Origin of the sequence: Bradyrhizobium sp. B120, assembly GCF_049075665.1 — a bacterium.
Classification (GTDB): Bacteria; Pseudomonadota; Alphaproteobacteria; order Rhizobiales; family Xanthobacteraceae; genus Bradyrhizobium.
On record NZ_CP185242.1, the window covers coordinates 3755304 to 3767322 of the forward strand.

The following is a 12019-nucleotide window of genomic DNA, read 5'->3' on the forward strand; positions in this document are numbered from 1 at the left end:
CGATGGCAGTCTCGCTCTCCGAGAACGATGGCGACGACGATTTCGCGGAATCCCACGAGATCAACGTCACGCCGTTCATCGACGTGATGCTGGTGCTGCTGATCATCTTCATGGTGGCGGCGCCGCTCTCGACCGTCGACCTGCCGATCGATCTGCCGACCTCCAGCGCAACGCCGCAGAAGAAGCCGGACAAGCCGACCTATCTCAGCATCAAGCCCGACCTGACGCTGGCGATCGGCGAGAACGCGGTGAAGCGGGCCGACCTGGTCAATTCGCTCGATGCGGTGCCGGACATGAGCAGGGACAAATACGTGTTCCTGCGGGCCGATCGCATGGTGCCCTATGGCGAGCTGATGGGCGTGATGGAGCTGCTGCGCTCCGGCGGCTACACGCATGTCAAGCTGGTCACGCTCGAGGGCGTGCCCGGAGCGCCCGCGGCGGCGCAGGCCGAGCCGGCCAAACCCTGACGGCGAACAGCGATGTCCACCAACCCCGATCTTGACCTGCGGACGTCGAAGCGGCTCTGGGTGATCGCCGCGGTGACGGCGGTCGGGCTGCATCTGGGCGGCGCGGCGCTGGCGCTGGCGAATTTGCGCGGCGACGACGGTGACGAGGGGCTTGGCGCTGCCGGCGCGGAATACGCCGTCGAGCTTGCCTCTCCTGACGTGCCCGATGATGCAGCACCGCCCGGCGCGCCGGCTGACGAGCAGCAGGCCGTGCAGGAGATGGCGCAGCAGAAGGCAGAGGTGAAGGACACCGACCTGCCTCAGGCCAAGCCGCTGGAGGCCGACGACCCCGATCGCATCGTGACGGAGGACACTGCCAAGAAGCAGAAGGAGGACGAGGCAAAGGTCGCCAAGGTCGAGACCAACGCCCAGGAAGCGCAGCAAGCCTCAGAGGCGGCCGCGCCAACCAAGCTGGAGGACGCGCGTCAGTCGGAGACAACGAAGGCGCCCAACCCCGGGATCGGCAAGGACAAGCTCGCGCTGACGGCCAAATGGGGCAAGAAGATCAGCGCCTATCTCGACCTGCATAAGAAATTCCCGGAGAACGGCAAGGCCAAGGAGGGCAAGGTGAAGCTTGCCCTGGTGCTCAATCGTCTCGGCAAGGTGTTGTCCGTTGCCGTGATGGAAACGTCGGGAGACGCCGCGTTCGACGACGCCGCGATCTCGATGGTCCACCGTTCCGATCCGGTGCCCGCGCCGCCGGCCGGACTGACCGAGGACCAGTTCTCCTTCACTCTTCCCGTCACATTCAACAAGCCGAAGTCGTAGCCGCCGTCATTCCGGGGCGCGACAAAGTCGCGAGCCCGGAATCCATTGTGCCGCGTGCTCGGCGGATCGATGAACTCCGGGCGCTCGTGTCGCGCGGCCCGGAATGAAGCGGCTCAGCTCTTCTTCACCAGCGGGCAGGCGCTCTTCTCGAGCGGCAGGAAGGCTTCATCCGCGGGGATGGTCGCTACCAGCTTGTAATAGTCCCACGGATACTTCGACTCCGACGGCTTCTTCACCTCGAACAGATAGGCGGGGTGGATCTTGCGGCCGTCGATCCGGATCGACCCCTTGCCGAACAGCGGATCGTCGGTCGGCAGCTCCTTCATCTTGGCGACGACGGCGCGGCCATCATGCGGATTGCCGCCGAGCGCTTCCAATGCCTTGAAGTAATGGATCAGCGAGGAATAGACGCCGGCCTGCACCATGGTCGGCGGGTTCTTCTTGAAGCGCTCCATGAAACGCTTGGTGAAGGCGCGGGTCTGATCGTTCATGTCCCAGTAGAACGTCTCGGTGAAGTTCAGGCCCTGTGCGACGTTGAGGCCGAGCGCGTTGATGTCGGTAATGAACAGCAGCATGCCCGCAAGCCTCTGGCCGCCCGAGACGATGCCGAATTCGGCGGCCTGCTTGATCGCGTTGGTGGTGTCGCCGCCGGCATTGGCAAGACCGACGATCTTGGCCTTCGAGCTTTGCGCCTGCAGCAGGAAGGACGAGAAGTCTGCGTTGTTGAGCGGATGCTTGACGCTGCCGAGCACTTTGCCGCCATTCGCAGTGACGACCGCTGAAGTGTCTCGCTCGAGTGCCTGGCCGAACGCATAGTCCGCGGTGAGGAAGAACCAGCTGTCGCCGCCGGATTTCACCAGCGCCTTGCCGGTGCCGTTGGCGAGCATGTAGGTGTCGTAGACCCAGTGCACCGTGTTCGGTGAGCACTGCGCGCCCGTGAGGTCGGACGAGGCGGAGCCGGAGTTCAGGTTGACGACGTTCTTCTCCTTGGCGAGGTTGGCGATCGCGAGCCCGACATTGGAGGCCGCGAGATCGACGAACACGTCGACCTTCTCGACATCGATCCATTGCTTGCCGATGTTGACCGCGACGTCGGGCTTGTTCTGGTGATCGGCCGAGATCAGGTCGATCTTCCAGCCCTTGGCCAGCAGCCCGGAATCCTCGATCGCCATCTGCGCCGCCACCGTCGAGCCGGGACCGCCGATGTCCTGATAGAGCCCGGACTGATCGCCGAGGGCGCCGACCTTGGCGACCTTGTCCATCGTCTGCGCCGACGCGCTGCCGGCGAACACGAGGCTCGTGGTCATGACCAAGGCTGTCATGACTTGGGCTGTCTTGATCGAGGCTGCAATGGAACGCTTCATCTTCCCTCCAGTATGATTTTTGTTTTTGAGTTCCTCATTATGCCCGCCATCGGGCGTATCGCCTAGGGCACAGGCGCGATCGATTGCGCGCGATATTCCACGCTGCGGCGATTGAGCGGCCAGTGACGCGCGACGCGACGACGCAGCGTGCGCGCGTCGATGATGAGAGTGGGGATGGGTTGAAGCGCGGTCCGCGCTATTTCCAGTAGTAGCGGATCGCGACGTAGACCACGACGAGGCAGGCGAAGATCAGCGCCACCGGCATCGGACGCTTGGCGTTCGGAGCAGACGCGGCCGCCTTCTTGGCGGGCAGGCGGCGGAACGCGGTGACATTCCCGGTGTCGGCGGCCGGTTCGCGCGAGCGTGCCGGAACCTCGGGTGCTTTGCCGGCGCCGCCCATCTCGGCGTAGTAGGTGCGATACATCTCCTGGATCGTCGCCTCGCTGGCGTCGGCGTCGCTCATCTGGTCCAGCAGCCTCTTGTAGATGGCCAGGAAATTCTGCGCCTCTGGCTGCAGCGCCGAGGCGCCGTTCAGTTTCGCCATCATCTTCCAGGTTGCAAAGTCGGCTCGCGCGCGGGTGTCGGCGCGTCGTGCAATCAGCATATCGGCGGCTTTGATCACCATGGCCTCGAAGCGTTCCCGTCCCTGAGCATGAATAGGAAGATTGGTTCCAATATTCCGATCGGTTCATGCGCAAATCAAGGCTATGTGTTTCCGGTGATGAGGAGAAGGGCGTTCCCAACATAGCCGGTCAGAGTTCGTAGTATCGTTGAAATAACATCAAGATTTAGGCCGACCTGCCTGCCGATCACCGGCAGCAGGATCAATAGCCCGATCAGGATCAGCATGCCGTAGGGCTCCAGCCGGGCGAGCGGGATCGCCAGCGGCCGCGGCAACAGCCCGACTGCGACCCGGCCGCCATCCAGCGGCGGGATCGGCATCATGTTGAAGATCGCAAGCACGATGTTGATCCTGAACGCGTTTACCAGATTATCCGAGGTCCATTGTGCCGCATCGGCCGGAACCAATGGCACCGCGTGGAATGCCAGCGCCGCCGCGGTCGCCAGGATGATGTTGGTGACCGGGCCGGCCAGCGCCACCCACACCATGTCGAGCTTGGGATGATTGAGCTTGCGGAAGTTCACCGGCACCGGCTTGGCGTAGCCGAACAGGAACGGTGAATGCCCGAAATACAGTACGGCGGGCAGGATCAGCGTGCCGAACGGATCGATATGCTTCAGCGGGTTGAAGCTGACGCGGCCGAGCTTCCAGGCGGTGTCGTCGCCGAGCCGGTGCGCGACGAAGCCGTGTGCCGCCTCGTGGAACGTGATGGCGATCACCAGCGGCAGCACCCAGACGGAGACGTCGTAGAGGGAAATGTTCAATGGCGTGCCGCCTCGCGTTCGCGCTTGCACCGGACCCTGAGGCTAGCACGGATTCGCTGACGGCTTTGCGGGCGACTGGCCGCGGGTCAGTTTGTGTCCGGCGCGACCACGCGTGCCAGTTGCGGCTGGGTCGTCGCGATCCAGATGCCGGCGAACACCGTGACGATGCCGGCCATCAGATTCCAGCTCAGCGGCTCGCCGAGCAGCGCCGCGGCGACCAGCGATGCGGCGATCGGATTGACGGTGACTGAGATCGCCACCCGGGTCGGCGTCGTCCGCTCCAGCGCGAAAGCCCAGAGATAGAAGGTGAGCGCTGCGCCGAACGCGCCGAGATAGGTCGCGCCGAACCATTGCGGCGCACCGAACTCGGCAACCGGCGCGAAACTGCCGCGCAGCATCGAGGCGGCAATGAGCACCATCGCCCCGGCCGCCATGGCGAGGGTGGTGAAGGGGATTGGACCGGAACGGCGGATATAGGGCTTCGACCAGATGCTGTAGAGCGCCATGCAGAGCGCGGCTGCGACCATCAACAGATCGCCGCGCCAGGCGCCGGGCGGGGCTGTGGCGAGGCCGGAGAGCAGCGCCATCGAGACACCCAGGATCGTCACCAGCACGCCTGTGGTCTTTCGCGCCGTGAGCGGCTCGGCACCGAGCGCGGCGCCGACCAGCATCGTCAACAGCGGCAGCGTCGAGAGCGCGAGCGCACCGCGGGCGGCCGTCGTGAAGATCAGCGAGACGTTGAACAGGATCGGAAACGCCGCAAAGAACAGCAGGCCGAGGCCGGCGACACCAGGCCAGTCGCGCCGCGGCGGCCAGCTTCCACGTTGCAGCAGCGCCAGCGGCAGCAGCAGCAGGACGCCGATGCCGAAGCGGAACGCGCCGATTGCCAGCGGATCGATGGCGCCGACCAGAAACCGCGTTGCCCCGATCGAGGTTCCGCCGAGCGCGCTCGACGCGACCGCGGCCAACACCCCCCCGATCTCGCCCATCCCGCTCCGACCCCTCTGTTTTACTTGCGCAATCTAGGGAAGGGTCGATAATCAGTGAATGGAATAAATTTGATCAGCTAAATCACGGATTATGATGAGTTCGCCCGTCCTGGACCCGGATCTCCTGCAGGCCTTTGTCGCGGTGGCGGACCATCGCTCCTTCACCCGCGCCGCTGCGGCGCTGAACCGGACCCAATCCGCCATCAGCATGCAGGTGAAGCGGCTGGAAGAGCGGCTGCAGGCCGAGCTGTTTCACCGCAGCACATCCAGTGTCGATCTGAGCGCGGCCGGCGAGGGGCTAATCGGTTACGCCCGCCGCATTCTGAGCCTCAACGCGGAGGCGGTCGGGCGGGTACGCGAGCACGGCATCGACGGACGAGTGCGGCTTGGCGTGATGGACGACTACGGGACGCTGATCATCCCGCCGCTGCTCAAGGATTTCGTCGCCAACTATCCGTTGATCCAAGTCGAGATGGAGACCGGGCTGACATCGTCGATGACGGACCGGCTCGGCGAAGCCTTTGACCTCGTGATCGCGATGCATCCCGAGGGGCGCGGCGAGGGTGAGTTGCTGCGCGCCGAGCAGGCGGTGTGGGCCGCGAGCGCCACGCATCGTGTCGAGGAGCTCGACCCGCTGCCGGTTGCGCTCTATCCGCAGGGCTGCCTGTTCCGGAGTTGGGCGATGCAGGCGCTCGACGAAGCGGACCGGCCGTGGCGGCTCGCCTTTGTCAGCCACAGCCTGTCCGCGGTCGAGGCGATCGCGGCGCAGGGCCTTGCCGTGACGGTTGTGAAGTCGGGGACCTGTCCGCCGACGTTGCGGCGCCTGACCGCGCGCGACGGCATGCCGCGGCTGCCGCGCGCAGAGATCCGGTTGCATCGCGCGCCGAATCTCGCGCGCGCCGCGTCGTTGCTGGCCGACCACCTCGTCACGGCGCTTCGGCAGCCAGCGAAGCGAGGGAGTTAGTAGGTCGCCCGGCCGCCGGAGATGTCGAACACGGCGCCGGTCGAGAATGCGCAATCCTCAGAGGCCAGCCACGCCACCATCGCGGCGAGCTCCTCGACCTGCACGAAGCGGGCTTTCGGAATCTTCGACAGCATGAAGTCGATGTGCGCTTGCGTCATCTGGTCGAAGATCGCGGTCTTGGCCGCGGCCGGCGTCACCGCGTTGACCAGGATGTCGTGCTGCGCGAGCTCCTTGCCGAGCGATTTGGTGAGCGCGATCAGGCCGGCTTTCGACGACGAATAATGCGCGGCGTTCGGATTGCCTTCCTTGCCGGCGACCGAGGCGATGTTGACGATGCGGCCGTATTTCTCGCCGATCATGGTCGGCACGATCGCCTTGCAGCAGATGAAGGGACCCTCGAGATTGATGCGCATCACCCTGCGCCAATCGTCGAGATCGGTTTCCCATACCGGCTTGTTGGCTCCGGTGATGCCGGCGTTGTTGACGAGAATGTCGATCTTGCCGAATGCCCGCAGTGTCTGATCGCGCGCGGCGTCGACGGCGGCGGGATCGGTGACGTCAGTCTTGATTGCGATCACGTTCTCGCCGATCGCCCTGGCGGTCTTCTCTGCCAGCGGCTGGTCGAAATCCCAGATCGCGACTTTGGCGCCGGATGCGACGAAGCGCTCGGTGATGGCGCGGCCGAACCCTTGCGCGCCGCCGGTGACAACGGCGCAACGGCCGTTGAGATCGATCTTGTTCATGCAAAATGCCTTTGATCGGGAAACGTCAGAGCATAAAGCCGCCGTCGACGACCATGTCGACGCCGGTGGTGAACGCGGCTTCGTCGCTCGCGAGATAGACCGCCATGGCCGCGATTTCCTCGGCCGTGCCGAGCCGGCCCATCTTCTGGCGGGCGACGAACTTTTCGCGTCCGTCCGGGCCGGCGGCAGCGGCGCGATCAAGCATCGAAGGCGTTTCCACGGTGCCCGGGCAGATGCTGTTGCAGCGGATACCCTGGGTGATGAAGTCGAGCGCGACCGCGCGAGTGAGCAGCGAAACTGCCGCCTTCGACGCGCTGTAGACGTAACGGTTGGCCGGCGGCCGCAACGCCGCGCAGGACGAAATGTTGACGATGCTGCCGCCGCCGCCCGCCAGCATCGCAGGCAGGAACGCCTTGATGGTCCGGTGCATCGATTTGACGTTGAGATCGAACGAGAAGTCGAAGTCCTCGTCGGAGCACTCCAGAATGGTGCCGTGGTGCACGAAGCCCGCCGCATTGAGCAGGATATCGATCTTGCCGACACGCTTGGCGAAGCTGTTGACCTCGGCGGTATTGCGAACGTCGAGCCGGGCGGTCTCGGCGACGCCGTCCTTGCCGAGGCTGGCGATGCCGCTCTCATTGATGTCGGTGGCGATCACGGTCGCGCCTTCACGCGCGAATGCGATCGCGCATGCGCGCCCGATGCCGGCCGCCGCGGCGGTGACGACGGCGCGCTTTCCGTTCAGTCGATTGGACATGCGTTTCTTCCTTCGGTTCTCGTATGTTTTTGCTGTCATGCGCGGGCTTGACCCGCGCATCCATCTTTCGAAGAGCGATGGATTGCCGGGTCAAGCCCGGCAATGACGGTCTCGCAGATCAGTGATTATCCCGCGCCACGCCGACCTTGCCGGCGATGTCGTGGTAGCGCGTCGCGAGTTCGAGGCAGGCGCCGGTGGCGTGCTGACCGACGGTTTGCCGGTAGAGCTCCTGCCACGGCGTCTGGTTGGCCGGGTGCGGGAAGCCGCCCTTGGCCTTCAGCTCGGCGCGGCGGGTGCGCAGCTCATCCTCCGAGATCATGATGTTGGCGCTGCCCTTGTTGAGGTCGATGCGCACCTTGTCGCCGGTCTTGAGGATCGCGAGCCCGCCGTCGGCGGCGGCCTCCGGCGAGGCGTTGAGGATCGACGGCGAGCCCGAGGTGCCGGACTGCCTTCCATCGCCGATGCAGGGCAGGGACAGGATGCCGCGTTTGATCAGCGCCGCCGGCGGCTGCATGTTCACGACCTCGGCGCCGCCGGGGTAGCCGATCGGGCCGGTGCCGCGGACGAACAGAACGCAGTGCTCGTCGATGTCGAGCGCGGGATCCTCGATCCGCGCGTGGTAGTCCTCCGGGCCCTCGAACACGATGGCGCGGCCCTCGAAGGCGTTGAGGTCCTTCGGGTTGGACAGATAGCGGTCGCGGAACTCCTTCGAGATCACGCTGGTCTTCATGATCGCGGAATCAAACAGATTGCCGCGCAAGACCAGGAAGCCGGCGTCCTTCACCAGCGGCTTGTCGTAGCCCCAGATCACGTCGCCGTCGGGCGTCGGCGCTTCCTTGCAATTCTCGCCCATGGTGCGGCCGTTGACGGTGAGGGCGCCCTCATGGATGCGCTTGTGCTTGATCAGCTCGCGCACCACCGACGGCACGCCGCCGGCGCGGTGATATTCCTCGCCGAGATAGAAGCCGGCCGGCTGCATGTTGACCAGCAGCGGCACGTCATGGCCGTATTTCTGCCAGTCGTCGATCGACAGCTCGACGCCGACATGGCGCGCCAACGCATTGATGTGGATCGGCGCATTGGTCGAGCCGCCGATCGCGGAGTTGACCACGATGCAGTTCTCGAACGCCTCGCGGGTCAGGAAGTCCGACGGCTTCAAATCTTCCCAGACCATGTCGACGATACGTTTTCCCGTCTCGTAGGCGATCTGGCCGCGCTCGCGATAGGGCGCGGGGATCGCTGCGCAGCCCGGCAGCGAGAAGCCGAGCGCTTCCGCGAGCGAGTTCATCGTCGAGGCGGTGCCCATGGTGTTGCAATGGCCGACCGACGGCGCCGAGGAGGCCACGATCTCGATGAACTGCTCATAGTCGATCTCGCCCGCAGCGAGCCGCTCGCGCGCCTTCCACACCACCGTGCCGGAGCCGGTGCGCTGGCCCTCGTGCCAGCCGTTCAGCATCGGGCCGCCCGACAGCACGATCGAAGGCAGGTTGACGGTCGCCGCCGCCATCATGCAGGCCGGGGTGGTCTTGTCGCAGCCGGTGGTCAGCACCACGCCATCGAGCGGATAGCCGAACAGGATCTCGACCAGGCCGAGATAGGCAAGATTGCGGTCGAGCGCCGCGGTCGGGCGCTTGCCGGTCTCCTGGATCGGATGGGTCGGAAACTCCATGGCGATACCGCCGGCGGCGCGGATGCCCTCACGGACGCGGTGCGCGAGCTCGAGGTGATGCCGGTTGCAGGGCGACAGGTCGTTGCCGGTCTGGGCGATGCCGATGATCGGCTTGCCGGACTGCAATTCCTCGCGGGTCAGGCCGTAGTTCAGGTAGCGCTCCAGATAGAGCGCGGTCATGCCCGGATTGTGCGGGTTGTCGAACCATTCCTGGGAGCGGAGCCTGCGGCCCTTGCCCTTGTTGGTCTCGCCTGCGGCGCTATGCCCGTTGGTGTGGGGTTTTGTCATTGGTTTCTCCCGCAATGCAAACTCTTGATGGGCCCATTCAAGGGCTCTGGTTCAACGTTGTTCTACCTTGCGCAAATCGTCGCGCATTACAAACCTCGACGATCACGCACGGGTGTTTCGGTGGATGGATTGGACCTTAGTCGAAGGGACTTGGTTGCGCTACCATTTTGTCATTTTTTGCGTCTCTTGTGACGGGCTCGTGTTGGGTGGATGTCAGCTGCGTCGTGCCGAACTTTGCCGTTCCATGACACTGAAGCCGAGATCGACGATGGGCTCGGCGGGCCGGCGTCCTTCGAGCGTCTCGATCACCATCACGGCAGCGTTTCTGCCCATTTCGTAGCGATTGGTCCGCACGCTGGTCAGCGTCGGCTCGCTCGACGCCATGAATTCGAGGTCGTTGAAGCCGACGATCGCCATCTGCTCCGGCACCGCCATGTGACGGCGCTTGCATTCGAACAGCGCGCCGAGCGCCAGGTCGTCATTGACGCAGAATACCGCGTCGATGTCGGGCGTCTTGGCGAGCAGGTCGGCAAATAGCGTCCCGCCCAATGTCACCGAAGTTGGAATCGCCGTCGTGACGATGAGCTGCGGATCGAACAGCGCGGCCTCGGTCATTGCGGCGCGATAGCCGTCGAGCCGCCGCTGCACCCGCGGATCCATTCGCGCGCCGAGGAAGCCGATCCGCCGGTTGCCCTGTGCGAGAAGGTGGGCGATTGCGGCTTTTGCCGCGTCAAAATGCGAGAATCCGATCATCATGTCGATCGGGGAGGGCCCGACTTCCATGATCTGCACGATCGGGCAATCGACCGTTTCCATGATGCGGCGGGAATCGGCGGTCTGGTTGATGCCGGTGATGATCAGCCCGGCCGGCTTCTGTGCCAGAAAAAGACGCAGCAGGCGCTCCTCCTGCAGGATGCTGTAGCGGGTGTTGGCAAGCTGAATGCTGTAGCGGCTGCCGTCGAGCGCGTCATAGATGCCGCGCAGCACGTCGGCGAACACGTTGTTCGTCAGCGACGGGATCAGGACACCGATCACCTCGGTGCGCTGCGACGCAAGCGCGCGTGCGGCGAGATTGGGCACGTAACCGAGCTCTTTTGCCGCACTTTCGACCCGGGCGCGCTTGCCGGCCGAGAGTGCATCCGGATTCCTGAAGAAACGCGAGGCCGTAATCGGACTGACGCCGGCAAGCTTCGCGACTTCGGCGAGCCGGATCTTGCCTGGCGTGAGGTGCTTTCGGGCCATTTGCCGCTCATATCACGACGTTCGTCGCAGACAAACCGATATTGACAGCGCTACCAAGCGATTGCTAATCGAACGATTGCCAAAACCGGATAAACTGCGGACAATAACGCAAGTCCAACAGAGCCGCGCACCCAGCGTGGCCGGAACAAAACAGAGCGGTGGCGGCACTCGTCGTACGCCGTCGGGAACTTGAGGGAGGGAAGTGGATGTCGTCGGTCCAGATTCGCGACGTGCGGAAGTCGTTCGGCAATTTTGAAGTCCTGCACGGCGTGTCGATCCCGATCGAGGACGGCGAGTTCGTCGTTCTGGTCGGCCCCTCCGGCTGCGGCAAGTCGACCCTGCTGCGCATGCTGGCCGGACTTGAGAACATCACCTCCGGGACGATCTCGGTCGGCGACCGGGTCGTCAACAATGTCCAGCCCAAAGAGCGCGACATTGCGATGGTGTTCCAGAACTACGCGCTCTACCCGCACATGACAGTCGCCGACAATATGGGCTTCTCGCTGAAGCTGCGCGGCGCCAAGCCCGAGGAAATCTCGAGCGGGGTCAAGCGCGCCGCGGAAATCCTCGCGCTGACGCCGCTGCTCGAGCGCTATCCGCGCCAGCTCTCCGGCGGCCAGCGCCAGCGTGTCGCGATGGGCCGCGCCATCGTGCGCGATCCGCAGGTGTTCCTGTTCGACGAACCGCTGTCGAACCTCGACGCCAAGCTGCGCGTCGCCATGCGCACCGAGATCAAGGAATTGCATCAGCGGCTGAAGACCACGACCGTCTACGTCACCCACGACCAGATCGAGGCCATGACCATGGCCGACAAGATCGTGGTGATGCATGACGGCATCGTCGAGCAGATGGGCTCGCCGCTCGAACTCTACGACAAGCCGGAGAACCAGTTCGTGGCCGGTTTCATCGGCTCGCCGGCGATGAACTTCCTCAAGGGCAAGGTCAAGGTGAACGGCGCGGCCTATTTCGAGGGACCGAACGGCGTCAAGCTGCCGCTGAAATCGGCGCCGGCCAATTCCGACGGCCAACCCGCGGTCTACGGCGTGCGGCCCGAGCATTTCACCATCGCCGATGACGGCGCCGAAGCCGAGATCGTGGTGGTCGAGCCGACCGGCTCGGAGACCCAGGTGTTCGCCAAGCTCGGCGGCGAGCAGGTTGTCGCCGTGTTCCGCGAGCGCCATCAGTTCAACCCGGGCGACAAGGTTCGGCTCAAGCCGGATCCGGCGCTGGTCCATCTGTTCGACGATTCGACGGGGAAACGACTGAATAGCTGACCGACTGATCGATCTGAATGGCCGACCAACAGGCCAGATCAAAAACAAGAAAAACACAGTCATTTGGGA

At 64.4% G+C, this 12019-nt stretch carries 12 protein-coding genes; 4 read left to right on the forward strand and 8 right to left on the reverse strand.

Features of this window, described 5'->3' with window-relative positions; translation table 11 throughout:
* Window positions 1-2: 2 nt before the first annotated feature.
* Both exbD and ACOIX3_RS16870 read left to right on the forward strand, forming a co-directional pair.
* Window positions 3-467 carry a TonB system transport protein ExbD gene (gene exbD, locus ACOIX3_RS16865; RefSeq protein WP_420970954.1) on the forward strand — a complete coding sequence of 155 codons (465 nt, stop codon included), beginning with the start codon at window positions 3-5 and terminating at the stop codon, window positions 465-467.
* 12 nt (window positions 468-479) lie between these two features.
* Window positions 480-1274, forward strand: a complete 795-nt coding sequence (locus tag ACOIX3_RS16870; protein WP_420970955.1) for an energy transducer TonB family protein — start codon at window positions 480-482, stop codon at window positions 1272-1274.
* A 113-nt stretch (window positions 1275-1387) separates the two neighbouring features.
* Here ACOIX3_RS16870 and ACOIX3_RS16875 read toward each other — a convergent pair whose 3' ends face one another.
* The 4 genes from ACOIX3_RS16875 to ACOIX3_RS16890 all read right to left on the reverse strand — a co-directional run bounded on the left by ACOIX3_RS16875 (window position 1388) and on the right by ACOIX3_RS16890 (window position 5013).
* Window positions 1388-2581: an ABC transporter substrate-binding protein gene (locus ACOIX3_RS16875; RefSeq protein ID WP_420971746.1), complete on the reverse strand. Its 1194-nt coding sequence runs from the start codon at window positions 2579-2581 to the stop codon at window positions 1388-1390.
* Between the two features lie 253 nt (window positions 2582-2834).
* Window positions 2835-3242, reverse strand: coding sequence for a hypothetical protein (locus ACOIX3_RS16880; RefSeq protein WP_420971747.1), 408 nt, complete (start codon window positions 3240-3242; stop codon window positions 2835-2837).
* A 101-nt stretch (window positions 3243-3343) separates the two neighbouring features.
* Window positions 3344-4024: a site-2 protease family protein gene (locus tag ACOIX3_RS16885; RefSeq protein ID WP_420970956.1), complete on the reverse strand. Its 681-nt coding sequence runs from the start codon at window positions 4022-4024 to the stop codon at window positions 3344-3346.
* An 86-nt stretch (window positions 4025-4110) separates the two neighbouring features.
* Complete coding sequence (locus tag ACOIX3_RS16890) at window positions 4111-5013, reverse strand: DMT family transporter (RefSeq protein ID WP_420970957.1); 903 nt, start codon at window positions 5011-5013, stop codon at window positions 4111-4113.
* A 94-nt stretch (window positions 5014-5107) separates the two neighbouring features.
* On the opposite strand from ACOIX3_RS16890, the gene ACOIX3_RS16895 reads away from it, so the two are divergent.
* The gene (locus ACOIX3_RS16895) at window positions 5108-5977 is read left to right on the forward strand and encodes a LysR substrate-binding domain-containing protein (RefSeq protein WP_420970958.1); all 870 of its coding nucleotides are present in this window, start codon (window positions 5108-5110) and stop codon (window positions 5975-5977) included.
* Here ACOIX3_RS16895 and ACOIX3_RS16900 read toward each other — a convergent pair.
* The 4 genes from ACOIX3_RS16900 to ACOIX3_RS16915 all read right to left on the reverse strand — a co-directional run bounded on the left by ACOIX3_RS16900 (window position 5974) and on the right by ACOIX3_RS16915 (window position 10676).
* A complete protein-coding gene (locus ACOIX3_RS16900) occupies window positions 5974-6720 on the reverse strand; it encodes an SDR family NAD(P)-dependent oxidoreductase (RefSeq protein ID WP_420970959.1) in 747 nt (248 codons plus the stop codon). The genes ACOIX3_RS16895 and ACOIX3_RS16900 overlap by 4 nt on opposite strands.
* 25 nt (window positions 6721-6745) lie before the next feature.
* Window positions 6746-7477 (reverse strand): SDR family oxidoreductase, encoded by a 732-nt coding sequence (locus ACOIX3_RS16905; RefSeq protein ID WP_420970960.1) that lies wholly within the window; start codon window positions 7475-7477, stop codon window positions 6746-6748.
* A 118-nt stretch (window positions 7478-7595) separates the two neighbouring features.
* Window positions 7596-9434, reverse strand: coding sequence for an IlvD/Edd family dehydratase (locus tag ACOIX3_RS16910; RefSeq protein ID WP_420970961.1), 1839 nt, complete (start codon window positions 9432-9434; stop codon window positions 7596-7598).
* 213 nt (window positions 9435-9647) lie between these two features.
* Entirely contained in the window at window positions 9648-10676 is a 1029-nt protein-coding gene (locus tag ACOIX3_RS16915; RefSeq protein ID WP_420970962.1) for a LacI family DNA-binding transcriptional regulator, read from the reverse strand.
* 206 nt (window positions 10677-10882) lie between these two features.
* Between ACOIX3_RS16915 and ACOIX3_RS16920 the strand changes: the two genes are divergently transcribed.
* Window positions 10883-11950 (forward strand): ABC transporter ATP-binding protein, encoded by a 1068-nt coding sequence (locus tag ACOIX3_RS16920; protein WP_420970964.1) that lies wholly within the window; start codon window positions 10883-10885, stop codon window positions 11948-11950.
* Window positions 11951-12019 lie beyond the last annotated feature (69 nt).

What these genes read in the sequence shown, in the direction of transcription:
- ACOIX3_RS16905 (WP_420970960.1), bottom strand. Translation starts at nt 7,477, where the DNA reads ATGTCCAATCGACTGAACGGAAAGCGCGCCGTCGTCACCGCCGCGGCG.
- ACOIX3_RS16910 (WP_420970961.1), bottom strand. Translation starts at nt 9,434, where the DNA reads ATGACAAAACCCCACACCAACGGGCATAGCGCCGCAGGCGAGACCAAC.
- ACOIX3_RS16895 (WP_420970958.1), top strand. Translation starts at nt 5,108, where the DNA reads ATGAGTTCGCCCGTCCTGGACCCGGATCTCCTGCAGGCCTTTGTCGCG.
- ACOIX3_RS16880 (WP_420971747.1), bottom strand. Translation starts at nt 3,242, where the DNA reads ATGCTGATTGCACGACGCGCCGACACCCGCGCGCGAGCCGACTTTGCA.
- ACOIX3_RS16870 (WP_420970955.1), top strand. Translation starts at nt 480, where the DNA reads ATGTCCACCAACCCCGATCTTGACCTGCGGACGTCGAAGCGGCTCTGG.
- ACOIX3_RS16915 (WP_420970962.1), bottom strand. Translation starts at nt 10,676, where the DNA reads ATGGCCCGAAAGCACCTCACGCCAGGCAAGATCCGGCTCGCCGAAGTC.
- ACOIX3_RS16890 (WP_420970957.1), bottom strand. Translation starts at nt 5,013, where the DNA reads ATGGGCGAGATCGGGGGGGTGTTGGCCGCGGTCGCGTCGAGCGCGCTC.
- ACOIX3_RS16900 (WP_420970959.1), bottom strand. Translation starts at nt 6,720, where the DNA reads ATGAACAAGATCGATCTCAACGGCCGTTGCGCCGTTGTCACCGGCGGC.
- exbD (WP_420970954.1), top strand. Translation starts at nt 3, where the DNA reads ATGGCAGTCTCGCTCTCCGAGAACGATGGCGACGACGATTTCGCGGAA.
- ACOIX3_RS16920 (WP_420970964.1), top strand. Translation starts at nt 10,883, where the DNA reads ATGTCGTCGGTCCAGATTCGCGACGTGCGGAAGTCGTTCGGCAATTTT.
- ACOIX3_RS16875 (WP_420971746.1), bottom strand. Translation starts at nt 2,581, where the DNA reads ATGACCACGAGCCTCGTGTTCGCCGGCAGCGCGTCGGCGCAGACGATG.